Source organism: Mesorhizobium sp. M0037, assembly GCF_040323635.1.
Lineage (GTDB): Bacteria > Pseudomonadota > Alphaproteobacteria > Rhizobiales > Rhizobiaceae > Mesorhizobium.
On record NZ_JAMYVB010000003.1, the window covers coordinates 278,513 to 302,969 of the forward strand.

Consider the following 24,457-nt stretch of genomic DNA (forward strand, 5'->3'; position numbering starts at 1 on the left):
CGATGCTCGTCATGCATGGATATGCACGACCGCGATATATTAGCACAAACGAATTTACTTGTATGCAAAGTGGCTGTGGCGCAGGCCAGCAAGAAATGCTCCGCCGGATAATGTCGCTTCACTGTACCTTTTGCCGGAATTTCGAATGACAGGTCGAGCAATCCTGCAGGATGAGATGCAGGATATGCTCCGCCGGCAGTTTGGTCGGATCGGCTTCCTCTGGAATCGAGCGCTTGCCGAGCAGGCTGCCGCCGCCCATCGCCAGGCCGGTGCCCATGCGCATGTCATCGGTGATGACGGCCGGCGCGCTTTCGGCCTTGGCGGCCAGAGCGTCGGCCAGCGTTCCGATATGATTTGCCAGGGCCTCGAATTCCGCCCGTGACTGATCGATCTCCAGCCTGGCCTGCGAAGGCGGTCCAAGCGAGCCGCTCGGAAATTCGGCAATCAGGGCAGGGCCGGTGCGCGCGCGCAGCGTGTCCGCTGCCGCCTTGAAGGCTGCCGCGTCATAGGCTTGCCTGCGGTCGAACATGCCGGCAATGGTTTTCGCAGCCGCCGCCATCTCCTTCATCGACGCCTGGCGGGGCGCGACGATCGGTCCGCTGCCGACGGAGGCGCCCATCGTAAGGGCACAGACCAGCCACAGCAGCGCCGCTTTCACAGTCCATCTCACGGCGCCATGTCCTTGCCCCATCCATCCGTGCTCAGCCAGCCGCAGCAGGGGTTCGACCTGCAGTCGGATTCTTCGGTCGTGATGCCGGTTCTCATCGGTAAATTTCCGTCGCCGGAGGTCCCCGTCTCTGAGCAGATAGACCTTCCAGCCACCGGAAGGTCAACTGATTGAGAAGGCCGATCAGCGGGCAATCAGCACAGGCTTGCAGCAAGCTGACGCAGCGTTTCCTTGACTTGGATCGCAAAAACGGGCAGCAAGGCGGGGGTGAGGGAGAGCATTCTACCGTGGCGCAGACCATGGAGTGCTCTTTTTTTCGTATCAGGCGCCGCATAATCGGTGGCTGATGGAGGGATTGGTTAACCAACTTTGTCCATCTTTTGATTCAATCGGCAACAGACGCGAAAGGTGCAGGGGGCACCAGCGAACTGTGGATGTCACGGATGCGAGGGTCGCAAGCCTGCATGCCGATTGAGAGTGGTTGTATGGCGTTTTTGCGTTTGAAAGACCGGGGCGATACTCCTGAGCGGGGTTTGACTTCGAAGAGATCCGGCCAGCGCTGGGTGGTGGTGCCGGTTGTCGGCGCGGCCTTGGCGCTGTGGTCGGTGGCAACCATGGCCGGCCTCTATTCGCTCGGCACCTCGCTCACCGCCGCTTCCAACAGCCTTCCGCACAGTCTGCTTCTGCCGAACGCAGCACTTGCCGATTCGCGCCGCAGCCTCGCCAATTCGTGGGCGCCGCGGCTTTCGGCGCAAAAATCACAGGCCTCGCTGCTCAGCCAATGCGACGCCGGGTGCGCGCATGGCGCCGCGAACTTCGCGCATGACGGCAAGATGGCGCGGCTGAAGCCGGCCGCGCATGCTGTGGCCCCGAGCATTGTCGCCTCAAACATTGCGCCAAACACCAGCGTCGCTCTCGCCACTTCGCGCGGCATGCGCTTCGACGGCGTGGTGGCCAAGGCAGGGCTGTCGCCGCAAAAGCTGGCTGCCGCCTTCGCCAAGGCCTCGAATGCGCCCTTCATGCTTGCCAGCCTTCCGGTCGCTGCCCGTTTCGCCGAAGTCCGGCTGCCCGATCAGCATGGCCCGGCCTCGGAACGCTTTGGGCCGGAAGTGGCTGAGATCGAACGCTCATCGCGCCTGGCGCTGGCGCTGGCCAACAGCTTGCCGGAAGACGCTGACATGCTGGCCCCGCCGCCGGCCGTTGAAGCAATCGCCGGAGGGCAGGATCCTGAGCAGGCCGAGGTTCAGGTCGCTTCGCTGCCGCCGCAGGACGATCTGCCCGACAACATTGCGTTGCCCGGTTGGCGTCCACGCGCCGAAACCGCTCAGCCTGCCGAGGCTCGGCAAGCCAGCAAGCCCAGGGCAGCCAAGCCACAGACCGACAGGACGCCCGAGAGCCCCGCACCCCAGTCGCCGGGCAATTCGTCGCCGCGCTCGCCACGCAGTACTTCGGAGGTCGCCGCACTGCCTGGCGTGCCAGACAGCCAGAGCATCCAATCAAGCCGGATCAAGCCTGGCAAACGGTCGAAGACACAGGCCGGCGAGATGCTGGCCTATGCCAAGCCGGACGTCCCGGCGGGCGGTGTCGGTCGCGCCTTCAAGGATCTGTTCGCCACGCCCGGAATGGGCGGCGGCGTCGCCGTGTACGATATCTCGGCCAAGACCGTCTATATGCCGGACGGCTCGCGGCTGGAGGCCCATTCGGGGCTGGGTTCGATGGTCGACCAGCCGCGCTTCGTGCACAAGAAGAATGTCGGCCCGACGCCGCCCAACACCTATGATCTGCGACTGCGCGAATCCCGCTTCCATGGCGTCGAGGCGCTCCGTCTCACTCCCGTCAGCGGCGGCAATAAATACGGCCGCGACGGCCTGCTCGCCCACACCTACATGCTGCGCGGCGGCCGTGCGGAATCCAATGGCTGCGTCGTCTTCAAGGACTACGCCCGCTTCCTTGCCGCCTACAAGAAGGGCAAGATCAAGCGCCTCGTCGTCGTGCCGCGCCTGACCAAGCCGCTGACGCGGGTCGCTCAGGAAGGCCGGGGAGCGTAAGGCAGTAGGCAGTAGGCAGTAGGCAGTAGGCAGTAGGCAGTAGGCAGTAGGCAGTAGGCAGTAGGCAGTAGGCAGTAGGCAGTAGGGCCCAGGAGCGTCCATCGCCTGTTGATTTGTTTTTCTGCCCCTATTGCCTATTCCCCACTGCCTATTCCCTTTTCACCCCCAGGCAGACTATGAGTGACCCCTGCGGGTCGGCTTCACCACGAGGACATCCATGACAATACGCGCTGTCGTTTGGGGCGAGAACATCCATGAGCGGACCAATGAGGTGGTCGCAGCCCTCTATCCCGAGGGCATGCACACGACCATCGCCAAGGCGCTGAATGCCGACAAGGCGATCTCCGCCTCGACCGCCACGCTCGAGCAGCCGGAGCACGGCCTGCCGGCCGACCGTCTGGCCGAGACCGACGTGCTGGTCTGGTGGGGCCACAAGGATCATGGCGCGGTGGCCGACGAGATCGTCGAGCGCGTCGCCCGCCGCGTTTGGGAGGGGATGGGGCTGATCGTTCTCCATTCCGGCCATTTCTCGAAAATCTTCAAGCGGCTGATGGGCACGCCCTGCACGCTGAAATGGCGCGAGGCGGGCGAGCGCGAGCGGCTTTGGGTGACCAGTCCCAGCCATCCGATCGCCGAGGGCGTCGGCGAATATTTCGAGCTCGAGAATGAAGAAATGTATGGCGAGCAGTTCGCCGTGCCCGAACCTCTGGAGACCGTCTTCATCTCCTGGTTCCAGGGCGGCGAGGTGTTCCGTTCTGGGCTGACCTATCGCCGCGGCGCCGGCAATGTCTTCTACTTCCGCCCGGGCCACGAGACCTATCCGACCTATCACGACGCCAATGTGCACAAGGTGCTGCGCAATGCGGTGAAGTGGGCGCACAATCCGCAGGGCACCAAGTCGGCGATCCTTGAGGCGCCGAACGTGCCGGTCGAGAAGGCGCTGGAGCCGATCGTCGAGCGCGGCGGCAAGCTGCACGCTTCGGGCGAGGCCGGCTTCCGCTAAAGCAAAATCCAGGAAAAAAGGCGTAGCGGTTTTCCGCATGGGTTTCCTAGACCGTATCTGCGCCATATGATTGAATCGAACCAATTCGCTCGGAGTGCAGAGAATGCGGCTTTTGATACTGGGTACCGGCTGGATGGCGCAGGAGCATGCCCGCCGTTTCGGCGGCATCGACGGCGTCGAGATCGTCGGTGCTGTCGACGTCGATGAAAAGCGCGTGGGCGAATTCGCCGACGGGTTCAAGATACCGAAGCGATTCACATCGCTGGAAGACGCGCTGGCGTGGGGCGAGTTCGATGCGGTCGCCAACGTCACGCCGGACCGCATTCACCACCCGACCACCATGGCGTTGATCGCGGCCGGCAAGCCGGTGCTGTGCGAAAAGCCGCTGGCCGAAGACTTCGGCAAGGCAAGCGAGATGGCCAAAGCGGCTGAGGCGGCCGGCATCGTCAACATGGTCAATCTCACCTATCGCAATGTCGCTGCCTTGCAGAAGGCGCGGCAGATGGTGCTGGTCGGCGAGATCGGCACCGTCCGCCACGTCGAGTCCTCCTATCTGCAGAGCTGGCTGGTCTCGAAATTCTGGGGCGACTGGCGCACCGACCCGAAATGGCTGTGGCGGCTGTCGCGCGACCACGGCTCCAACGGCGTGCTCGGCGATGTCGGCATCCACATCCTCGATTTCGCCAGCTATGGCGCCGCACTCGACGTCGACCACGTGTTTTGCCGGCTGCGCACCTTCGACAAGGCGCCAGGCAACCGCATCGGCGAATACGACCTCGACGCCAATGACAGCTTCGCCATGACGCTGGATTTCTCCAACGGCGCCTTTGGCGTCGTTCACGCCAGCCGCTGGGCGACCGGCCACATCAACGAATTGCGCCTGCGCATCTATGGCGACAAGGGCGGCATCGAAGTCGTGCACAATCTCGAGGGTTCGGAACTGAAGGCGTGTGTCGGCGAGGATATCGAGAACGCCAAATGGCAGGTGCTCGACGCCGGCACGGTGCCGACCAATTACCAGCGCTTCGTCGATGCGGTTCGCAGCGGCGTGCAGGCCGAGCCTTCATTCCACCATGCCGCCGAACTGCAGAAGGTGCTGGATCTGGCCATGGTTTCGGAACAGAAGCGGACGGAACTGAGGGCCAGCGCCGATACGCAGTGATGTGAAGGGAGGAAGAAACAATGGTCACGCGCCGCGCGCAATGTCTCTGCGGCCAGCTTTCAGCCGTCTGTTCGGGCGAGCCGGTGCGCATCTCGGTCTGTCATTGCCTCGACTGCAAGCGCCGCACCGGCAGCGCCTTCAGCTACAATGTCCGGTTTGCGCAAGCTGATGTATCGATCGAGGGACGGGCGAAGCAGTTCACGCGCACCGGCGACGAGGGCGGCCGCGTCATCTACAATTTCTGCCCGGAGTGCGGCGCCGCCGTCCACTATCGCATCGACACGCAGCCCGGTGTGATCGCCATTCCCGTCGGCGCCTTCGCCGACCCGTCGTTCCCGCCGCCATTTCAGTCTTTTTACCACGAAAGCCGGCGCTGTGAGTGGGTCGAGATCAATGCCGAGCCGCTGGCGACGTTCGACTGAAGGCCGCTTTTTGGATACCCGGAACCGTCCGCACGCTCCGCGCCTTCAAGAGGGCATCGCCCCTGATTGCCATTGCCGGGCCGTTAGCCATCGCGCTCGGCTGCCCCATGAATAGGCATAAGTCAAGACGAATCCGGCTTGCGGCCCGATTGCTGACATGCTTACCTGACGGCATGTGTTCAATGGGGGTATATGGATGGCTAAGGAATCTTCGAATTCCGCTTCTTCAGAAAAGAAGGCGGACGTAAATCTGATAGGTAACACAGAAGGAAACGGGCTGAACTTCATGGGAGTTCAGGCCCGCGAAAACGGAACCGCCGGCGACGCCGTCGGTGTCGACAAGATCCGTGACCTGCTGTTCGGCAACCAGATGCAGGACTATGACCGCCGCTTTTCCAAGCTTGAAGAACGGGTGTTGCAGCGCTTCAAGGATGTTGAATCCGAGGCCAAGCGCAATCTCGAAATGTACGAGTCGAATGCAAAGAAGCAGATCGATTCGCTTGCAGGGCAATTGCGGAGCGAAAAAGATTCACGAGCCGATGCCGACAAGGAGATCGACCGGAATCTTCGCGAGCAAAACCAGGCTCTTGAAAAGCAGGTGCGCACGTTGTCGGATCAGTTAAGCGCGCTCGAGCGCGACGTTTCGGACCGGATAAATCGAAACGATCATTTGCTGCGTGAGGAAATCAAGCAGAAGAATGAAGGCGTTCAGATGCTGATCGAGAAGATGTTTGCCGACCTCAGCAACGTCAAGACCGACCGAAATCTTTTGGCTGGCCTGTTTGTCGAGGTTGCAAAGTGTCTCAATCAGGATCCCGTCGGGAGCAAGAGCAACTCGGACCGTAGCTGGAAAGTGAGTTGATGGGACCTTGACGTCCACCGTCGACCCATTCAACCTTCCGCAAAGAACAGCCTCGAACGATACAGAGATTGATCGCGAGGCTCTGGCTCGTCTTTTGATCGAAATTGCCCGGAACGTTGATCCGGACTACCGTGCGCAGTTCGAGGCGGTTCCAACCGCCGATCCGCGCATGGAAACGCTGCGGCAGTTGCTGGTCAGCCGCGAAATCTCCGAGCTTTCACGCGTCACGCATCTGCTCGACGAACCCGAGCAGCTTGCGGCGGCCGTGGGCGACGTTCTTCCCAGTGCTGCCGGACGAGCGCCTTACGCGCAACTCGGCGAGGCGCTTGCGCCAGCTGTCGAACGGGCTGTGCAACGGTCGATCCAGAAGAGCCCGCGCACGCTGACGGACATATTGTACCCGGTGTTTCTGCCGGCAATTCGCAAGTCGATCGGCGAAAAGATCGACCAGACCTTTCAGTCGCTGAATGAAACTCTAAGGCACATATTCACCTGGCACGGGCTCAAGTGGAGACTTGAAGCCTGGAGAACAGGGGCAAGCTTCTCGGCAGTTGTTCTGAAGCATTCCCTTGTCTACCGTGTGGAACATGCGTTTCTCATTCATCGGAATTCCGGCCTTTTGATAACGCATGTAACGGCCGACAATGCAACGAGCGAAGATCCTCAGCTCATTTCTTCGATGCTCAGTGCGATTCAGGATTTTGTAAAAGACTCATTTAACGAGAAAGAGCAGAGCGGCCTGGACACAATCCGTTTCGGCGAGCTTCGTCTCTGGTCGGAAGTTGGACCGTTTGCGACCCTGGTTTCGGTGATCCGGGGAAATCCGCCGGAGGAATTGCATGAAGTCGTTCGCGATGTGTTGCTTCGCATCCATGAGGAAAGCTCACAGGCCTTAGAGCAGTTTGACGGCGACGGTTCGCAGCTGGCCAGCGTAGAGGCGCAGTTGCAGACCTGCGTCGAGCTGAAGCAGGAGGAATCAAACGACGGATTTCCGTGGCTGGTGGCGGCCGTTGCCCTGCTGCTTTTGAGTCTGGCAGGCGGTTGGTACCTTCTTTCCTGGCAATCAGCGCAGCGCTGGCAGGCTTACGTGTCGCGCTGGCAGGCTTACGTGTCGCGAGTGGAGGCCCAGCCGGGCATCATCGTTGCCGAACAGCAGGTACGCGATGGCCAGTTCTATATTGCCGGCCTGAGGGACCCGCTTGCCGTCGACCCGCAGTCGCTGTTGTCAGGCACGGGAGTCGATCCGGCCGGGGTTCATTCGCAATGGCAATTTTATCAGAGCCTTGAGCCGGAGTTCGTGCTGAAGCGGCTGACGGCGTCGCTGGCTCCGCCGGATTCAGTGCGACTTTCGATTGTCGATGGCCGCATCGTCGCCGAGGGTGAGGCTCCCGACACCTGGATCAGCCGGGCGCGCGCGGCGGCCCAGCAGCTTTCGGCAGGCGGGCCGGTCTTCGATATCTCGGGGGTTCGTGACGTAAGTCCCCAAGTGCGCGAGGCGGAGCGCTGGCACGCCTATGTGTCGCGACTGGAGACCCAGCCGGGCATCATCGTTGCAGACCAAAAGATAAGCGACGGCCAATTCTATATTGCCGGCCTGCGAGACCCGCTTGGCGCCGATCCGCAGTCGCTGTTGTCGGGAACAGAGGTCGATCCCGCCCGGGTTCATGCGCAGTGGCAGTTCTATCAGAGCCTTGAGCCGGAGTTCGTGCTGAAGCGGCTGACGGCGTCACTGTATCCGCCGGAAACAGTACGACTTTCGATCGTCGATGATCGCATCGTTGCCGAGGGTGAGGCTCCCGACACCTGGATCGATCGCGCGCGCGCGGCGGCCCGGCAGCTTTCGGCAGGCGGACCCGAATTCGACATCTCCAAGGTTCGTGACGTGAGCCCCGAAGCACGCGCGGCGGAGCACTGGCAGTATTATGTGTCGCGACTTGAGGCCCAACCGGGAATCATCGTAGCCCAACAAACGGCGAGGGGCGGACATTTCTATATTTCCGGCTTGAGAGACCCGCTTGCCGCCGACCCGCAAGCCCTGCTGTCCGGAACGGACGTTGATCCTGCCCGCGTTCATGCACAGTGGCAATTCTATCAGAGCCTTGATCCGAAGTTTGTGGTGAAGCGGCTGACGGCGGCGCTGTCCCCGCCGAAAACCGTTCAGCTCTCGATCATCCAGGGTCGCATTGTGGCCGTGGGTGAGGCTCCTGCCGGCTGGATCAACCGCGCGCGGGCCGCCGCTGAACAACTTTCGGCGGACGGAGTGGTTCTGGATGTCTCGCAGCTGCGTGAGCTGAACCTCGCAGAACTTAATCATTTGAGGCAGGCGATCCAGACGACCGATATTTTCTTCTCTTCCGGCAAGGTTGTGCCGGGACCGGAGCAGACGCCGGTTCTCGACAGGTTGGCGGATCAAATAAAGGAATTCGCCCAGAGTGCCCGCAATTCCGGCGTAACGGCGCGGTTCATGTTGACCGGGCATTCGGACACCACGGGCCGTGAGACGGCCAACGCGTCGATCAGCGCCGCCCGCGCCGAGACAGTTCGTGCGCTTCTCAACAAGCGCGGCGTTGCTCCCGAACTGCTGCTGGTTCGGGGCGCGGGCACTTTTGAGCCGGCTGTACCTGAAAACAGTCTAACCGGTAGCTCCACCAATCGCCGGGTTTCGATTACGGTAAACCTGGACTAGCGGAGCCCAACATGTTGCAAAAAAAGATCTGCATGCTGGGCGGCTTCGCCGTCGGAAAGACGAGTCTGGTCCGCAGGTTTGTGCAGAGCATCTTCTCAGAAACCTACTTGACCACCGTCGGAGTGAAAATCGACAAGAAAAGCGTCGCGCTCCCGGACAAAACCGTGGATCTGATTTTGTGGGATTTGGCCGGCGAGGACGATATCGGCTCATTCCGCGTCAGCTATGTTCGAGGTGCAACCGGGCTCGTGCTAGTCGTCGATGGAACCCGCGCTGCTACTCTTGCCGTGGCACTCACGCTGCGCGAACGGGTCGAGGCCGAATTCGGCGCCATGCCGTTCGTATTGCTGTTCAACAAGTCCGATCTGGCCGATCGGTGGGCGATATCGGATGGTGAGATCAACGAGTTGAGGCAACGTGGATGGCAAATCTATCTAACAAGTGCGCTTTCGGGCGAGCAGGTCGATGACGCCTTTCGTCAACTTGCCTTGATGGTCACCAAATAGACCATGCATGAATTGCCAAAAGAAGTCAGAAATTGGTTTTTCAATTTCTTCTTCGACGGGCACGCTGTCGCTTATCTGAAAATCGACGCTGAGCTTTGCATAGCTGCCAAGGGCGGTAATGTTGAACATTACGGGCTGTCATCGCTTCGCATCGGCAAGCCTGTTGCGGGGCAGCTTGAATTCATGGAAGGTTTGCTGCCTTGCCCGGAGCTTCCGTTTCGCATGGACATGATCGAACTGCCCGGCGGGCGTGTCGCCGACCTTCATTTTTTTGCTGACAATGCGTGCGTGTGGCTGCTTTTTCTGGACGCCACTGCCGAACGAGACAACAGGCAGCGGCTTCAACAGAAGGCCTATGAAATGACGCTCCTGCAAGAGAGGGAGCGTCAACTCAACGAAAAATTGCAATCGACGAACGAGGCACTGAGAAAGAGCCAGGAGGGATTGGCGCGTGAATACCAGCGCGCCGAAACCCTGCTCCTCAACATTCTTCCGGCATCCATCGCGGAGCGGTTGAAAGCGCAAAAGAAAATTGCCGACAACCACGCGGAGGTGAGTGTGCTTTTTGCCGACATCGTCGGCTTTACCGAAAGAGCGCGAAGCGTCGGAGCCGTGACGACGCTCGCTATCTTGAATTACTTCTTCAGGGCGGCGGACCGGCTCTCGGAACGATACGGCTGCGAAAAAATCAAGACAATCGGCGATTGTGTGATGGTGGTCTCTGGCTTGCCCACCGCGCGATCCGATCATGCAAAAGCCCTCGCGCGCTATGCAGTTGAGCTGCGCAAGGCGGTAAGGCGGGAACGCTTCGCAGGAGAACCGATAAGGCTGAGAATTGGAATTCACTCAGGACCGATCGTCGCCGGTGTCATAGGCAAGAGGCGGTTCGCCTATGACCTGTGGGGTGAGACCGTTAATCTCGCCTCACGTATTCAAACGTCCGCGGAGCCCGATGAAATCCGTATTTCCGATGCAACTTACCAACTGCTTGGACCGAAATTTGCTTGCGACCCACTCGAGGAAACGGAATTGCGCGGTGCGGGTCGCGTGCGAATGTGGCGGCTCCCGAGCTGATCCGTCGCCTGCGGTGCGACCGTGGAGCGCCGATAGCGGCGCCCGAAAGCCATTGGCGTGACCTGATCTTGCGATCGCAAAGCACCCTTTGCGCTTGCCCGGAAGGCCTCTATTCTGGAGCACAGTGGCCGCTGGTGGGATAGAATGTCGGTACTGCCTTTTCTGAGAATCTACGCACCGCTAAATGCGGTGCTCGCTGCGCCTGGGCTTCTGGCGGTGGCTGCGCTCACGATGCCGAACATGTCCGGACGAAGCAGACTGGCTCTGGCTGCTGTGCTCGCTGTCATTTGGGCCGCCTATCTTCTGCAGATGGCCGAGACCCTGCTCAAGCGCTGGGCGGGAGACCTCAGGGACAGGACGCCGGCAATCGCGATCGATGTGCTCGCGGTTTTGGTTCCAGTCGCCGCATTTCTGCTCGACGGCACGCCCGACCGGAGCCTCTACTGTGCTGTCTGGCTGCTGAAGCCGCTGCGCGACTCGACCTTCTTCCCGCTGCTTGGCAGGGTTCTGGCCAACGAAGCGCGCAACCTGGTCGGCGTCACGACGGTCTTCGGCCTGGTTCTGTTCGGTGTCGCACTTGCGGCCTATGTCATCGAGCGCGACGTCCAACCGGAAAAGTTCGGCAGCATCCCCGAGACAATGTGGTGGGCGGTGGTCACGCTGTCCACTACCGGCTATGGCGACGACATTCCGCAAAGCTTCGCCGGCCGCGTTCTTGCCGGGGCTGTCATGATGTGTGGCATCGGCATCTTCGGGCTCTGGGCCGGCATTCTTGCCTCCGGCTTTTATCAAGAAGTCCGTCGCGAGGATTTCGTCCGCAATTGGCAATTGATTGCCGGCGTTCCGTTGTTTCAGAAGCTTGGCCCGGCCACGCTGGTCGAGATCGTGCGCGCGTTAAGACCCCGCACGGTGCCGGCGGGCGCCGTGATCTGCCGCAGCGGCGAGACCGGCGATCGGATGTTCTTCGTCGTGGAGGGCCGCGTCAGCGTCGCGACGCCGAACCCGGTGGAGCTTGGCCCTGGCGCCTTCTTCGGCGAGATGGCGCTGATCAGCGGCGAACCGCGTATGGCGACCGTCACTGCCGCAACTTCTGTCTCACTCCTGTCGCTGCACGCGGCGGATTTCCAGATGCTGTGCAGCAGCAGCCCGGAAATCGCGGAAATCATCCGCAGGACCGCGCTCGAGCGGCGCGGCGCGGCGCCGGTGGCTTGACCGTACAGCCGATGGTGGCCCGGCTGGAACTGGATGGTACGGCTCTATCGACCACGCGCGAAGGTTCTGGACGGCACGTGGAAGGTCCCAGAGGCGTAGCCGGAGACCTAAACGTAGCCGATCCACTCTACCGGCGGCTCGTTGTTTGGCGCTGTGCGTCGACAGTTCCTGCCCCGCGGCCTTTCGGACGACCGGCTTTGGCTAAGCTCTAATGCCTTAGAATCTTGCTTAGAAAAGCCCGGCTGCGGTCGGTCTTCGGGTCGGAGAAAAACGCTTCCGGCGTGCCGCTTTCGACGATGGCGCCGGCGTCCATGAACACCACGCGCTGCGCCACCTTGCGGGCAAAGCCCATTTCGTGCGTTACCACCATCATGGTCATGCCTTCCTCGGCCACCGCGACCATGACGTCGAGCACTTCGGAAATCATCTCGGGATCGAGCGCCGAGGTCGGTTCGTCAAACAGCATGATCTTGGGGCGCATGCCGAGGCAGCGCGCGATGGCCACACGCTGCTGCTGGCCGCCGGACAGCTGTGACGGGTAGGCGTTGACCTTGTCGGCGAGGCCGACCTTGGCCAGCAAGTCGCGCCCGGCCTGCTCGGCCTCGGCGCGGGGGATCTTGCGCACATGGATCGGCGCCAGCGTGACGTTTTCCAGCGCCGTCTTGTGCGGGTAGAGGTTGAACGACTGGAAGACGAAGCCGATCTCGGTGCGCAGCTGCGTCATGTTGGTGGCGGGGTCGCCGAGGCGCTGGCCGTCGACGACGAGGTCGCCATCCTTGATCGCTTCCAGGCCGTTGATGCAGCGGATCAGCGTCGACTTGCCCGAACCACTTGGGCCGCAGACGACGACCACTTCGCGCGGCTCGACGCTGAGCGTGATGTCCTTCAGCACATTGAGCGAGCCGAACCATTTGTTGACGCCGCGAAAGTCGATCATGCCCGTTTTGGTCAGGTTTGTCTTGGTCGGGCTTGGATTGGTCATGGCGGTCAGCCCTTTGGGTTCGATGTCACAGCTGCACCTCGCCATGCGCCGCGCCCATGCGGCGCTCCAGCCGGCGGGCGAGCATGATCAGCGGATAGCAGACGACGAAATAGCCGACGCCGACCAGGAAGAAGACCAGCAGGCCGTTGGGCACACGCTGCACCACAAGCCAGCCGACGCGGGTGAGGTCGGTCAGCCCGATCGCCGAGACGACGGAGGAATCCTTGATCAACAGTACATATTGCCCGACCAGCGGCGGCAGCACGATGCGCATCGCCTGCGGCAGCACCACCTGGCGCATGCGTTGCCAGCGCGACAGGCCAGACGCCAGAGCTGCCTCAACCTGGCCGGTCGGCACCGAGCGGATGCCGGCGGCGACGATCTCGCAGATGAAGCACGCGGCGAGGTTGGTGAGCGCGATGATGCCGGCCGTGAAGGCATCGAGCTCGATGCCGAATTCCGGCAGGATGAAGAAGATCAGAAAGATCTGCACCAGAAACGGCGTGCCGCGGATCAGGTCGACCCAGGCGCCGATCACGCTCGAGATCAGCCGGTTGCCGCCGGTGCGCAATATGCCGAGGCCGAAGCCAAGCAGCGTGCCCAGCACCAGGCTGATCGCCGACAGCATCACGGTCATGCCAAGGCCGCGCAAGGCGAGGGGGTAGCTGCCGGCCAGGCTTTGCAGCTGTTGCCAGATCATGTGCTGCTCCTTGCCGGCTGCAGACCGAGCCACCGACTGGACAGCCCCGCCAGCCCTTTGAGGCAGTAATAGAGCAGCAGATAGAAAGCGGCGATGGTGAGAAAGCCTTCCGCCGGCATGAAGCGGTCGGACGCCAGCAACTGGCCGGCGCGCGTCAGTTCGGAAACCGAGATCAGCGACAAAAGCGCGGAATCCTTGACCAGCACGATCGCCTGGCCGAGCAGCGGCGGGATCGTCACCTTGAAGGCTTGCGGCAGGATGACCAGGCGCATGCGCTGGACATAGGTCATTCCCGAGGCAACCCCGGCCTCGACCTGGCCGCGCGGGATCGACAGGATGCCGGCGCGGATGATTTCCGCGACATAGGCGCCGCTGTTCAGCGACAAAGCGATTATGCCGACGACGAGCTCGGGCAGGACGAAGCCGAGACGCGGCAGGCCGAAATAGAGGAAGTAGAGCTGCGCCAGCAACGGCGTGGCGCGCACGGCATCGATATAGCCCTTGGCCAGCACGCGAAACAGCTGGCCGCGCTGCAGGTTCATGGCGGCGAGCACGATGCCGACGGCCAGCGCGCCCGCAAAAGACAGCGCCGACAGCCACACGGTCGTGATCAGACCCTGCCCGAACAGCGGCAGATATTCGACGATGGTGCGGAAGCTGAAATTTTCGAGCATGGCGGTGAATTGTGAATGGTGAATGGGCAGTAGTGAGTAGTGAGTGGTGAGCAGTGAAGGGCGTCCGGAATGGCCATTCACCATTCACCATTCACTACTTCCTACTCACTACTCACTACTCCCTGCTTACCTCTGCTTAGTGATCCTTCTTCCAGGCGTCGGAATTGACCCAGTAGTCGAGGTTCTTCTGCAGGCGGCCGTCGATGCTGACCTGGTTGAGGAACAGGTTCATCCAGATCAACAGGTCCGGCTCGTCGTAGCGGGTGGCGAAGGCAAGCGGCTCCTTCGACAACAGGTCCGGCATGATGGTGAAGGTGCCGGCGGGATAGGCTGTCGACTGACCCTTGACCGCCGAGACGTCGTTGACGCCGCAATCGGCTTGGCCGTTGTTGACCGCGTCGAGCAGCAGCGGGCCGCCGCCCTTGTAGCTCTTGATGTCGGCATCCGGGAAGGCGTTCTTGGCTTCCTTTTCGCCGGTGGCGCCCAACAGCACGGCGATCTTGGTGCCCTTGGCCTTGCAGTCCTCGGTTGTCTTGAACTTGCTGTCGGCCTTGGTGAAGACGGTGCTGCCCGTATACATGTAAGGTGTGGTGAAGGCGACCTTCATGCCGCGCGCCAGCGTCGGCGTCATGTCGGCGACGAGCAGGTCGGCCTTGCCCGAAAGCAGCGCCGGGATCAGCCCGTCCCAATCATAGTCGAGGAAGGTGATCTTGACGCCCATTTCCTTGGCCATCAGTTCGGCGAGTTCGACCGAACTGCCGGTGCGCTCGCCGGCCGCGCCGACCAGCGAGAAGGGAGGTCCTTGCGTTTGTACCGCGACGCGCAGTTCGCCGCGCTTGGTGATCTCGTCGAGCGTTCCGGCACTGGCAGCAGCGGTCAGGCCCGCAAGCGCAAGTCCGGCGATGAAAAGCTTGGCAATCTTCATTTGGCATTCCTCCTGTTATCGTTGTTGTTCCACTTTGTTATTCCACCCTTTTGGGTGTTTTTTGAGCGGCGGCACCGTTTGCCGGCGGCAGCCACCGTTCGAAAATCCTCAGTCCCAGGCCACCGTCTCGGCAACCTTGATGCCACGCCTGGCCAGCTCGTCGAAGAACGGCCCGTCCGGCACATGCAGCAGCGGGTTCAAAAGCCCTGGTGTGGCGATCTCGCGCCGCGCCAGCATCTGCGCCACGATGCTGGCGGGATAGCCGACGCCAAGGCTCATGCCGAACAGGCCTGATGCCAGGTCGCGTTCGATGATCAGGTCCGACGTCACCGTTTTGGCGCGGCCGCCTTCGAGACCGGAAAAGACATTGCGCATCACGCAAAGGTCCTTCTCGTCGGCGCCATATTGCAGTTGCGGGCCGAGCAGACGGCCGAGAAATTCGCGTGGGCTGGCGCCGGTGCCGGGCACCTTGTCTTCGGAGAGGAAGCCGAGTTCCTTCAGCGGCGCCCAGAACGCCGACCATCCCGGCCAGCGCAGCGTATAGCGGCCCGAGCGTTGCAATCCCTTGGCGGCTGCCAGCATCTCGACATAGTGCAGAGCGTCGCCATTGGGGAAAGCTTCCAGCCGGCCGAGGCCCGCGACCTCGATCTCGTGGATGAAGGCATTGTCGTGCTGTCGGCCGGCCGGCACTTCGACGCGCTTGCCATGCTCGATCATCACGCTGTCGCGGTTCTGGCTGACCAGAACCATGTCGAAATTCCAGCTTACCTTGTAGCAAAGCGGCTTCGCCATCGCCTTCGGTTCGGGGATGCCGCCGCAATAGGAATCGATCGAGGAGATCGTAGAGAACTGCTTTGCGGCGCGCGCATAGAGCACGAGGTCGATGCCGGGATCGAGCCCACATTCGGTCATGATCGAAACGCCGGCCTGTTCAGCCTCCGGCGCCAGATCGGCAATCGCCTTGCCGTAATTGGTAGTGACCAGCGGCGTGCGCGTTGCGATCGCGGCCTGCACCGCCTCGCGCATCAATGGCTGCGGCAACAGATCGATGGCGGCGTCGACATCCGCCAGCACGGTGGCAAGCGCCGGACCGATCGCGCCCTCGGGCATGACGAAACGCACGCGGGAAAGGTCGGTCAGCCCGGCAAGCCGGGCAGGGCCGTCGGCCGACGTATCGACGCAGACGACTTCCTCGACGCCGGCGCTGGCGACGAGATCGGCGATGGCCGCCCGTCCCTGCAGGCCGAGGCCGCCGAGAACAGCTATTCTCATGCCGGCTCCTTGCGTGACGGTGTTTCTTCCGACCAGCAGCCTTCGGGAAGGCTGACCCATTTGTTGCATGAAGCCATGACGACGAAGGTTTCGCTGCGCACGACTTCCCCGGGAATGCCGGCGCCCGGAATCAGCTCGCTGGTGATGCGGTAGAGGTCGGCGACATCGCCGGCGACGGTCACGTCGACGATGATGTCGAAGCGCCCGGTAACCACCGAGGCCGAGTTGACGAAAGGCAGTTCGGCAATGCGCTGCGCCAGTTCCCGGGCGCGGCCACGTCCCTGAGCGTTGATGCCGACAATGGCCGAGATCAACTCGGGGCGTTCGGTCAGATTGAGCAGCCCGACGATCTTCAAGAGGTTGCGGTCGAGCAGATTGCGCAACCTTGAGCGCACCGTCGGCACCGAGATCGCCATCGTCTCGGCGAGCCGGTTGATGCCGGGCTGGGCATCCTGCGACAACAGCTTTACCAGCCGTCGATCGGTTTGATCGAGATGCTCACGCAAAAGGCAAGGCTTTCATAAAGGAGAAAAATGTGGTGGAATTTCTTCCTGATATGAAAATAGCCTACGAGATTTTTATAATAACAGCAAGAGGTGAGTTTGTTGCTACGCTGATCGAATGGACTGGAAGATCGCCACCGCTGCCGCAGTCAGCGCGGCATTGCCGGCCGCAACCGTGCCATCCGGCAGATGCTTCCCATCCTCCAGCCCGACGCGCGTCGACCAGTTGCGATCCGCCGCACGGCGCACGAACGGCCACACCGTCGCGTTCTCGCCATGCAGCAGGATGGCACGGCGAATGCCGGCGCGCTCCAGGACCTGTTCGATGCCGCCGGCGACCGCAAAAGCCTCGTCTAGCGTCTGCTCGGAAATCTCGATCAGCACGCGCAGCACGCGCCCGCCATGGTCGAGGCCGACCAGCCGCTCGGCGTCGGCGACCGACGCCAGACCCGCCTCGATGCCGATGCCGCGCTGGCGCAGGCTCTCCATGAGGATCGGAGCCGCCGCCTCGCTGAGATTGACCGAGGCATAGTCCGGCAATTCGCGCCAGCCGGCGATGGCGACCAGCGTGCTTGTATCGTCATTCTCGATCCAGGCGCCGGTGGAGACGCCGATCAGCGTGCCGGGGCAGGGGCGGCGCAGCGCTGCGATCGTCGGGTCCATCGCTTCCGGCGCAAGGCTCTCGCGGCGGTCCGCGCCGCGGGCATGGACATGCAGCTCAGCTGCGCCCACGGCAATCGAAGCCGCCCCGTCGCGCGCCATGGTATCGGGGTCGAGCGGCAGGGTGGGGTGAAAATCGGCGGCGCGCGCGCCATTGATGCAGGCCTGGACGATCATGGCTCTCGCGCTCCTGTTGCGGATCGCGCGAGCCTAGCAAAGAGCAGGGTGGAGAGGAAACGGGCGCGGTGAAGACTGCTGACAGGGTGCCGCTTCTGCGGAGCTTGCGGCATCGGCCCAGGACATACCATATAGCGGGACAGGACACGCCACGGGCGATCCTTACCCCTTTGCCGGACTGCCGGCCAGAAGGATTTGCGATGGCTGAGTTGAAGGTCAGAACCCGCGTCACCGGCGCGACGGCGACGCTGCAGCCAGGCGGCTTGCCGGCTGTCACGACGCCGACCGGCGGCGCGGTCGATGTCGTCACCGGCGTGAGCGCGCCGGGCTTCAATCCGCTCGACCTGCTCTACGCCTCGCTCGCCTCCTGCATGGTGCTGAGCGCGCGCATCGCCGCCTCACGCCTCGGCGTCGCCGCCGAGCTTGGCGAAGTACGCGCCGAGGTCAGCGGCGAGAAGGCGAAGGACGAACCGTCGCGCGTCGAAAGGCTCAACATCAGGCTCGACATCTCAGGCGATCTCGACGCTGCGACCAAGCAGCGGATCGTCGAGGACGCCGAAGCGATCTGCACGGTGTCCAACACGCTGCGCGCCGCGCCGCAATTGCATACGACGCTTGGGTGAGGGTGTCGCAGAATGCCTCGCTACCACCAACCAAGGACCGTCCCATGGCCATGATCCCGCCGATCGACTACGCCTCGGCATCGCAAGACATCCGCGCCGAGCACGACAGGGAACTTGGCCTGCGCGGGCGCATGACCAACATGAAGCGCATCCTGCTGCATTCACCGGCAGCCCACCGCATCTATGCCGAATGGTTCACCCTGCGCGATCTCTTGAAGCCCACGCTCGACGACCGCGCCATCTGGCTGTTGTCGCTGGCGCTCTCCGAGAGATGCCGCGCCGAGATTCCGCTCACCTTCTTCCGCCGCGCGCTGATCGACAGCGGTCTTGATCCCGAGGCGATCGAGCCCAGCGCTGAAGAAGCTTTGCTGATCGAATTCGGCAAGGCAGTCGCTGCCGATACCAACGCCGTTCCCGACGATGTCTGGGCGGCACTCAAGGCTCGCTACGACGACACACTGCTGGTCAACCTCGTCGCCTTCGCCGGCATCATGGTGGCGACCTGCTTGTTCACGAATGCGGTGCGCGTTGATCTCGACCCGGAGCTGGAGGTGTATCGCAAGCGGTGAAGCGCGTTTTCCCTTCTCCCACAGGGGGCAAAGGGGAAGATCGCGCTTCACCTCCGCAGGAATCGGGTGGTTCACGCCCGCCGTTCGCCCCACTTTGATCATATCAAAGGAGGCATCGATGACCATCCATTCGATAAGCACCAAACGCGCAGCCCATTCGGCCGAAGCGCGCGTCGCAGCGCAGGACTGGAGTGCTCTGATCGGCGAACTGAACAGCCACGGCAGCACCGTCATGCCGGCGCTGCTTTCACCCGAGGAGTGCACCGAGATCGCCGGTCTCTATCCGCATGAGGACCATTTCCGCAGCCATGTGGTGATGGCCCGCCATGGCTTCGGCAAGGGCGAGTACCGCTATTTCCGCTATCCGCTGCCGGATCTGGTCGGTGGCCTGCGCACCGCGCTCTATCCCAGGCTCGCCTGCGTCGCCAACGACTGGAACGAACGCATGGGCGCGGCACGGCGCTATCCCGATGACCACGCCGCCTTCCTCCAGCTTTGCCACGAAAGCGGCCAAACGCGGCCGACGCCGCTTCTCCTGCAATATGGCCCCGGCGACTTCAACTGCCTCCATCAGGACCTCTACGGCGATCTCGCTTTTCCCCTGCAGGTGGCGATCCTGTTGTCGCAGCCCGGCGAGGATTTCACCGGCGGCGAATTCGTCCTGACCGAACAGCGCCCGCGCATGCAAAGCCGTGCCGAAGTGGTGCCGCTGACCCGGGGCGATGCGGTGATCTTTGCTGTCCACAACCGCCCGGTGCAAGGCACGAAAGGCCATTACCGCGTCAACCTCAGGCACGGCGTCAGCCGCCTGCGCTCCGGCAGGCGGCATACAGTGGGGATCATTTTCCACGACGCGAAGTGACAATTCGTCGGACACAGCCAAAGCACCTCACTACCGCTGCTTATTGACATGGCGAGTTCGGCGGAACAGTCTCCGCTTGTGTAAGAGAGGGGAATTTATGAAACGATCCTATGAGAAGCCGACACTCGTCAGACGGGGCAAGCTCGCCTCGCTCGCCGCCCAGCAGGTGCCGTCAATAGAAGCGGAAGTGCCCGCACCGAACTGAGTACAGAAGCTGGTTCAAAAACAGCCCGTTGCGCAAAATCGCGCGGCGGGCTGTTTTGCATTCTGGAGGTGCGGACCGCAGCGGCTTTTGCGCGCGGCGTCAAATGGGCGCTTCCTCTGGCGCGGCCGATCGCGTAAGGGCCGGGGAAAATCCTCCAAGGTTCTTCCAGTCGCATGATCCGTCTTGAAAGCATCAGCAAGCAGAACGGCCGCCAGCTTGTCTTCATCGAGGCCTCGGCCTCGCTACAGAAGGGCGAGAAGGTCGGCCTTGTCGGGCCGAACGGCGCCGGCAAGACGACGCTGTTTCGCATGATCACCGGCCAGGAACAGCCCGACGAAGGCCAGGTGCAGGTCGATCGCGGCGTCACCATCGGCTATTTCAGCCAGGATGTCGGCGACATGGCCGGCCGCAGTGCTGTGGCCGAGGTGATGAACGGCGCCGGGCCGGTCAGCGACGTGGCGGCCGAAATGGCCGAACTCGAGGCGGCCATGGCCGACCCCGAACAGGCCGACCGGATGGAGGAGATCATCGAGAAGTACGGCGAGGCGCAGCATCGTTTCGAGGAGCTCGACGGCTATGCGCTCGATGGCCGCGCCCGCGAAGTGCTCGACGGCCTCGGCTTTTCCCAGGAAATGATGGACGGCGATGTCGGCAAACTGTCCGGCGGCTGGAAGATGCGCGTGGCGCTGGCCCGCATCCTGTTGATGCGGCCCGACGTCATGCTGCTCGACGAGCCGTCCAACCATCTCGATCTCGAAAGCCTGATCTGGCTGGAGCAGTTCCTGAAGAGTTATGAGGGCGCGCTGCTGATGACCTCGCACGACCGCGAGTTCATGAACCGCATCGTCAACAAGGTGGTCGAGATCGACGCCGGTTCGCTCACCGCCTATTCCGGCAATTACGAATTCTACCAGCAGCAGCGGGCGATCGCCGACAAGCAGCAGCAGGCGCAGTTCGAGCGCCAGCAGGCCATGCTGGCCAAGGAGATCGCTTTCATCGAGCGCTTCAAGGCGCGGGCGTCACACGCCGCCCAGGTGCAGAGCCGGGTGAAGAAGCTCGACAAGATCGATCGTGTCGAGCCGCCCAAGCGCCGTCAGATCGTGAATTTCGATTTTCAGCCGGCGCCGCGCTGCGGCGAGGATGTCGTGACGCTGAAGAACGTCCACAAGGGCTATGGCAGCCGCTCGATCTATGAGGGGCTGGACTTCCAGGTCCGCCGCCGCGAGCGCTGGTGCATCATGGGCGTCAACGGCGCCGGCAAGTCGACACTGCTGAAGCTGGTGGCCGGCGCGTCTGACCCGGATGCCGGCACAGTTGCTCGGGGGCCGAGTGTGAAAATGGGCTATTTCGCCCAGCACGCCATGGAGGTGTTGGAGGGCGAACGCACCGTGTTCCAGACGCTGGAGGACGCGTTTCCGCAAGCCGGCCAGGCGCCGCTCAGGGCACTCGCCGGCTGCTTCGGCTTTTCCGGCGACGAGATCGAGAAGAAATGCCGGGTGCTGTCGGGCGGCGAAAAGGCGCGCCTGGTAATGGCGCTGATGCTGTTCGACCCGCCCAACCTGCTGGTGCTGGACGAGCCGACCAACCATTTGGACATCGCCACAAAGGAGATGCTGATCACGGCGCTGTCGCAATACGAAGGCACCATGCTGTTCGTCTCGCACGACCGCCATTTCCTGGCCGCACTCTCCAACCGCGTGCTGGAACTGACGCCAGAAGGCATCCACACCTATGGCGGCGGCTATACCGAATATGTGGAGAGGACCGGGCACGAGGCGCCGGGGCTGCGGACCTGACGCAGGTTCTGCGTCCGCATTTGCGTCCAGCAAAGCCAGGATTTGTCAGCTCGCCGCCAGCCATTTGCGCGACTGCGCGAAGGCCTTGAAGGCTTTGGCATCCATCGGGTAGCCGAACAGGAAGCCTTGCAGGATGTCGCAGCCAAGCTCTTTCAGGATGCGCGCGTGCTCCATCGTCTCGACGCCCTCGGCGATCACTTCGATCCCGAGCGACTTGCCGATGTCGATGATGGACGACACAAGCTGCCGCTGTGCGGTTGAGCTGGTGATGGGGGTGACCAGCTGGCGGTCGATCTTGAGGCGACGGGGCCGCAACTTCAACAGCGAGACGATCGAGGCATGCCCGGTGCCGAAATCGTCGATCTCGACGTCGATGCCGAGCCCCTTGATGTGTTCGATGTTCCAGCTGACCAGCTCGTCGTTTTCGTCGAGGAAAATCGACTCCACCAGTTCGAACGACACGGTCCCTTCCTTGATCGGAAGCTTGCGCAAACCCTTGATCAGGTCCCTGTCTTCCAGGCGCCGTGCGGAAACGTTGACCGAGACGCGCGGGATGTTGAGGTGGCTGCGCGACCAACGCTCAAAATTATCGAGCGCCTGCTCCAGGACGGTGCGGTCGATAAGCGCCACGACATTAAGTTCTTCAGCCACCTTGATGTAGGCGTCGGGGGTCAGCATGCCGCGTTGCGGATGATCCCAACGCGACAGCGCCTCGACGCCGACGATCTCCAGCGTCTTGGCGTCGAACTGCGGCTGATAGTAGACGATGAATTCGTTCCGCTCGAGCCCGCCCAGAATCTCGTCGGCGGTTTGCTTGGTCCGCACGATCTCGCTCTGCAGCTCTTCGTTGAAAAACTCGTAGCGGTTGCGGCCGCGGCCTTTCGCCCGGTACAGCGCCAGATCGGCATTGACAAGCAACTGCTTGGCATCGACGCCGCTATTGGCCGCAATGCCGATGCTGACGCCGAACCGGCACTGGTGACCCAGATAGTCGACCGGCTGGCGCATCGCATCGATAATGTGGTCGGCCAGCGCGGCGAGGTCCTTGTCGTCGCGTCCATGGCTCAGCACGACAAACTCGTCGCCGCCGATGCGCGCAACGAAATCGGCACTGCCGACGCTGGCCTTGATGACTTTCGAAGCATGCACCAGCAATGCATCGCCCGCTGCATGGCCGAGCGTGTCGTTGATCTGCTTGAACCGGTCAAGGTCGAGATGCAGCAACGCCGCACGGCCGTCGGCTTCGCGGTTTTCGGCAAGCATCTCGTCCAGATACCGACGGTTGGGCAGACCGGTCAGCGAATCATGCATCGCGACATGCTCGATGCGGGCTTTGGCCAGGTTCAGTTCGGCATTTTTCGATTCTGAAAGGCGACGTTCACGCACGAGATTCTCGTTGAGCAGCACGTCGCCTGTCACATCCCATTCGGCGCCGATCATTTTTGGCGTGCCGTCGATGTCCCGGAAGAAACTGGCGCGGGTGCGCACATGGCGAATGGTGCCGTCCGGCCGCAGGAGCCGATATTGCGAAGAGTAGGGTCCTTGTGTTGCAACAGCCGAATCGAAATCTGCTTTAGCCCGTTCGAAGTCTTGGGGATGGATCGCCAGCGCCCAGTCGTCATAGCTACGGGTCTTGCCGCCGCCGGGTTTGCCATAGATTTCGTTGATGCGGTCGTCCCATACGAGTTGGTTGCTGACGGTATCGTGCTCCCACACGCCTATAGCAGAGGCTTCCAACGCCAACTCCAGCCGCCGGGACAGGCGCCTCAACTCGGCGTCACTTTTCTGCCGCTCACCGAAAAGACGTCCTGCCACGAGGATCGGCAGCACCACCAGCGCGCCGGCAAGCGCCATGAGCAGACGCAACAGCCACTCATTTTTCGGAGCGGTCGGCCAACCGCCCTTCGGTATGGCTGAAATTTGCCAGGAGCCTGAAGGCAATTGCACCTCTGCCATCACCGGATTGCCGGACACGACATTATCGCCGCCAAAGAACAGTTCCCCGCCGCCGCCGAGCGCATCCTTGCCGATAAGCGCCACATCGATATCCAGATCAGGGTCGGTCAGTCCGCTGGCAGCGTAGAGCCGATCGACATCGATCACGGCCGAGACGATACCCCAGAAACGGTCGCCGCCACCCGCCGTCGGCACGAAAACCGGGATACGGCCGATGAAGCCACGTCCGCCTTGCGCCAGTTTGACCGGCCCGGCGAGCACCAGCGCGCGCTGGTCACGGGCGCGAAGCGCGGCCATGCGTTGCGTATCGCTCTTGCGGTAGTCCAGCCCGATGGCTTTTTCATTGCCTTCCAGCGGATATATCAGCGCGATGACGAGGTCGGGCGCACCGGCAATATCGCGCAACTGCGATTTTTGCTCGAACAAATTACGGGCGAGTGCCGCAAATCTTTGCTGGCCCATATAGGGCTCGGTAACGATTGTCGAAACGAGACCCTGAACCAGCTGGAGATTGCCGCTTATGTTGCCTTCGAGCTTGGCACGTATGATGTTGACCTTGGCCAGGACGTCGGCGCGCGCCAGCTGATCGGAGACCTCTCTGTTCCTCTGGTCGGCAACCAGGGCGCAGACGAGAAGCACGACAAAGGCAATCGCCGCCGGCAAGTTGGCGGAAGAAAAAACGGCCCGTTTCAACCGGCCGGAATTGAGCATTGCACCTGCCAACTCGATCCGAAGACCTTTCCAGGACAGTAGTCCTTCGGTCGACCATAGTAGCTAAAGCTTAAATTTGAGCTTCGAGACGACTCCGAGAACAAACGGTAAGCTTTTGGTTGCCAGGGTCCAGCCGAAATCTGAATGAGTGTCCGAAAGTAGGACGCCAGGTTGCAGAGTTCTGCAACCCAGCGGCGAAG

General features: G+C 62.1%; 22 protein-coding genes. 13 read left to right on the top strand and 9 right to left on the bottom strand.

Features of this window, described 5'->3' with window-relative positions; all coding sequences use genetic code 11:
• Positions 1–118: 118 nt before the first annotated feature.
• Positions 119–670, bottom strand: coding sequence for a cytochrome c (locus NKJ78_RS08350; RefSeq protein WP_352562414.1), 552 nt, complete (start codon positions 668–670; stop codon positions 119–121).
• 530 nt (positions 671–1,200) lie between these two features.
• Here NKJ78_RS08350 and NKJ78_RS08355 point away from each other — a divergent pair.
• From NKJ78_RS08355 to NKJ78_RS08395, 9 genes are all read left to right on the top strand, one after another.
• Positions 1,201–2,715: a DUF2778 domain-containing protein gene (locus NKJ78_RS08355; protein WP_352459600.1), complete on the top strand. Its 1,515-nt coding sequence runs from the start codon at positions 1,201–1,203 to the stop codon at positions 2,713–2,715.
• 217 nt (positions 2,716–2,932) lie between these two features.
• The gene (locus tag NKJ78_RS08360; protein ID WP_023701869.1) at positions 2,933–3,718 is read left to right on the top strand and encodes a ThuA domain-containing protein; all 786 of its coding nucleotides are present in this window, start codon (positions 2,933–2,935) and stop codon (positions 3,716–3,718) included.
• Positions 3,719–3,821: 103 nt separating this feature from the next.
• A complete protein-coding gene (locus tag NKJ78_RS08365; protein ID WP_023670312.1) occupies positions 3,822–4,880 on the top strand; it encodes a Gfo/Idh/MocA family protein in 1,059 nt (352 codons plus the stop codon).
• Positions 4,881–4,900: 20 nt separating this feature from the next.
• Positions 4,901–5,302 (top strand): GFA family protein, encoded by a 402-nt coding sequence (locus tag NKJ78_RS08370; protein ID WP_023670313.1) that lies wholly within the window; start codon positions 4,901–4,903, stop codon positions 5,300–5,302.
• Positions 5,303–5,498: 196 nt separating this feature from the next.
• Positions 5,499–6,164 (top strand): hypothetical protein, encoded by a 666-nt coding sequence (locus NKJ78_RS08375; RefSeq protein ID WP_023670314.1) that lies wholly within the window; start codon positions 5,499–5,501, stop codon positions 6,162–6,164.
• Positions 6,165–6,171: 7 nt separating this feature from the next.
• On the top strand, positions 6,172–8,850 hold the full coding sequence (locus NKJ78_RS08380) for an OmpA family protein (RefSeq protein ID WP_352562415.1): 2,679 nt from the start codon (positions 6,172–6,174) through the stop codon (positions 8,848–8,850).
• An 11-nt stretch (positions 8,851–8,861) separates the two neighbouring features.
• On the top strand, positions 8,862–9,356 hold the full coding sequence (locus NKJ78_RS08385; protein WP_023670316.1) for a Rab family GTPase: 495 nt from the start codon (positions 8,862–8,864) through the stop codon (positions 9,354–9,356).
• A gap of 3 nt (positions 9,357–9,359) precedes the next feature.
• Positions 9,360–10,430 (top strand): adenylate/guanylate cyclase domain-containing protein, encoded by a 1,071-nt coding sequence (locus tag NKJ78_RS08390; protein WP_352459597.1) that lies wholly within the window; start codon positions 9,360–9,362, stop codon positions 10,428–10,430.
• Between the two features lie 144 nt (positions 10,431–10,574).
• Positions 10,575–11,642, top strand: coding sequence for a cyclic nucleotide-gated potassium channel (locus NKJ78_RS08395; RefSeq protein WP_023684786.1), 1,068 nt, complete (start codon positions 10,575–10,577; stop codon positions 11,640–11,642).
• Positions 11,643–11,850: 208 nt separating this feature from the next.
• On the opposite strand, the gene NKJ78_RS08400 is transcribed toward NKJ78_RS08395, so the two are convergent.
• From NKJ78_RS08400 to NKJ78_RS08430, 7 genes are all read right to left on the bottom strand, one after another.
• Complete coding sequence (locus NKJ78_RS08400) at positions 11,851–12,579, bottom strand: amino acid ABC transporter ATP-binding protein (RefSeq protein WP_023670319.1); 729 nt, start codon at positions 12,577–12,579, stop codon at positions 11,851–11,853.
• Positions 12,580–12,649: 70 nt separating this feature from the next.
• The gene (locus tag NKJ78_RS08405) at positions 12,650–13,324 is read right to left on the bottom strand and encodes an amino acid ABC transporter permease (RefSeq protein ID WP_023684787.1); all 675 of its coding nucleotides are present in this window, start codon (positions 13,322–13,324) and stop codon (positions 12,650–12,652) included.
• Positions 13,321–13,998, bottom strand: coding sequence for an amino acid ABC transporter permease (locus NKJ78_RS08410; protein WP_023695534.1), 678 nt, complete (start codon positions 13,996–13,998; stop codon positions 13,321–13,323). Before NKJ78_RS08410 ends, NKJ78_RS08405 begins: the two co-directional genes overlap by 4 nt.
• 136 nt (positions 13,999–14,134) lie before the next feature.
• Entirely contained in the window at positions 14,135–14,923 is a 789-nt protein-coding gene (locus NKJ78_RS08415; protein WP_023684789.1) for an ABC transporter substrate-binding protein, read from the bottom strand.
• A gap of 108 nt (positions 14,924–15,031) precedes the next feature.
• Positions 15,032–16,195, bottom strand: a complete 1,164-nt coding sequence (locus NKJ78_RS08420; RefSeq protein ID WP_023733917.1) for a saccharopine dehydrogenase family protein — start codon at positions 16,193–16,195, stop codon at positions 15,032–15,034.
• Complete coding sequence (locus tag NKJ78_RS08425; RefSeq protein WP_023670324.1) at positions 16,192–16,701, bottom strand: Lrp/AsnC family transcriptional regulator; 510 nt, start codon at positions 16,699–16,701, stop codon at positions 16,192–16,194. The genes NKJ78_RS08420 and NKJ78_RS08425 overlap by 4 nt, the downstream gene beginning before the upstream one ends.
• 102 nt (positions 16,702–16,803) lie before the next feature.
• Complete coding sequence (locus NKJ78_RS08430; protein WP_352459595.1) at positions 16,804–17,535, bottom strand: 3-keto-5-aminohexanoate cleavage protein; 732 nt, start codon at positions 17,533–17,535, stop codon at positions 16,804–16,806.
• Between the two features lie 200 nt (positions 17,536–17,735).
• Between NKJ78_RS08430 and NKJ78_RS08435 the strand changes: the two genes are divergently transcribed.
• The 4 genes from NKJ78_RS08435 (at position 17,736) to NKJ78_RS08450 (ending at position 21,590) form a co-directional block, all read left to right on the top strand.
• Positions 17,736–18,158: an OsmC family protein gene (locus NKJ78_RS08435; protein ID WP_352459594.1), complete on the top strand. Its 423-nt coding sequence runs from the start codon at positions 17,736–17,738 to the stop codon at positions 18,156–18,158.
• A gap of 44 nt (positions 18,159–18,202) precedes the next feature.
• Positions 18,203–18,727, top strand: a complete 525-nt coding sequence (locus tag NKJ78_RS08440; RefSeq protein ID WP_352459593.1) for a carboxymuconolactone decarboxylase family protein — start codon at positions 18,203–18,205, stop codon at positions 18,725–18,727.
• 118 nt (positions 18,728–18,845) lie between these two features.
• The gene (locus NKJ78_RS08445) at positions 18,846–19,589 is read left to right on the top strand and encodes a 2OG-Fe(II) oxygenase (protein WP_352459592.1); all 744 of its coding nucleotides are present in this window, start codon (positions 18,846–18,848) and stop codon (positions 19,587–19,589) included.
• Between the two features lie 378 nt (positions 19,590–19,967).
• Complete coding sequence (locus NKJ78_RS08450) at positions 19,968–21,590, top strand: ABC-F family ATP-binding cassette domain-containing protein (protein WP_352459591.1); 1,623 nt, start codon at positions 19,968–19,970, stop codon at positions 21,588–21,590.
• Between the two features lie 45 nt (positions 21,591–21,635).
• Here NKJ78_RS08450 and NKJ78_RS08455 read toward each other — a convergent pair whose 3' ends face one another.
• Entirely contained in the window at positions 21,636–24,257 is a 2,622-nt protein-coding gene (locus NKJ78_RS08455; protein WP_352459590.1) for a bifunctional diguanylate cyclase/phosphodiesterase, read from the bottom strand.
• Positions 24,258–24,457: the final 200 nt, after the last annotated feature.

Excerpts from the sequence above, each read along its gene's own strand:
- NKJ78_RS08360 (WP_023701869.1), top strand. The coding sequence starts at position 2,933 with ATGACAATACGCGCTGTCGTTTGGGGCGAGAACATCCATGAGCGGACC.
- NKJ78_RS08365 (WP_023670312.1), top strand. The coding sequence starts at position 3,822 with ATGCGGCTTTTGATACTGGGTACCGGCTGGATGGCGCAGGAGCATGCC.
- NKJ78_RS08370 (WP_023670313.1), top strand. The coding sequence starts at position 4,901 with ATGGTCACGCGCCGCGCGCAATGTCTCTGCGGCCAGCTTTCAGCCGTC.
- NKJ78_RS08375 (WP_023670314.1), top strand. The coding sequence starts at position 5,499 with ATGGCTAAGGAATCTTCGAATTCCGCTTCTTCAGAAAAGAAGGCGGAC.
- NKJ78_RS08385 (WP_023670316.1), top strand. The coding sequence starts at position 8,862 with ATGTTGCAAAAAAAGATCTGCATGCTGGGCGGCTTCGCCGTCGGAAAG.
- NKJ78_RS08390 (WP_352459597.1), top strand. The coding sequence starts at position 9,360 with ATGCATGAATTGCCAAAAGAAGTCAGAAATTGGTTTTTCAATTTCTTC.
- NKJ78_RS08395 (WP_023684786.1), top strand. The coding sequence starts at position 10,575 with ATGTCGGTACTGCCTTTTCTGAGAATCTACGCACCGCTAAATGCGGTG.
- NKJ78_RS08400 (WP_023670319.1), bottom strand. The coding sequence starts at position 12,579 with ATGATCGACTTTCGCGGCGTCAACAAATGGTTCGGCTCGCTCAATGTG.
- NKJ78_RS08405 (WP_023684787.1), bottom strand. The coding sequence starts at position 13,324 with ATGATCTGGCAACAGCTGCAAAGCCTGGCCGGCAGCTACCCCCTCGCC.
- NKJ78_RS08410 (WP_023695534.1), bottom strand. The coding sequence starts at position 13,998 with ATGCTCGAAAATTTCAGCTTCCGCACCATCGTCGAATATCTGCCGCTG.
- NKJ78_RS08415 (WP_023684789.1), bottom strand. The coding sequence starts at position 14,923 with ATGAAGATTGCCAAGCTTTTCATCGCCGGACTTGCGCTTGCGGGCCTG.
- NKJ78_RS08420 (WP_023733917.1), bottom strand. The coding sequence starts at position 16,195 with ATGAGAATAGCTGTTCTCGGCGGCCTCGGCCTGCAGGGACGGGCGGCC.
- NKJ78_RS08430 (WP_352459595.1), bottom strand. The coding sequence starts at position 17,535 with ATGATCGTCCAGGCCTGCATCAATGGCGCGCGCGCCGCCGATTTTCAC.
- NKJ78_RS08435 (WP_352459594.1), top strand. The coding sequence starts at position 17,736 with ATGGCTGAGTTGAAGGTCAGAACCCGCGTCACCGGCGCGACGGCGACG.
- NKJ78_RS08440 (WP_352459593.1), top strand. The coding sequence starts at position 18,203 with ATGGCCATGATCCCGCCGATCGACTACGCCTCGGCATCGCAAGACATC.
- NKJ78_RS08445 (WP_352459592.1), top strand. The coding sequence starts at position 18,846 with ATGACCATCCATTCGATAAGCACCAAACGCGCAGCCCATTCGGCCGAA.
- NKJ78_RS08450 (WP_352459591.1), top strand. The coding sequence starts at position 19,968 with ATGATCCGTCTTGAAAGCATCAGCAAGCAGAACGGCCGCCAGCTTGTC.
- NKJ78_RS08455 (WP_352459590.1), bottom strand. The coding sequence starts at position 24,257 with ATGCTCAATTCCGGCCGGTTGAAACGGGCCGTTTTTTCTTCCGCCAAC.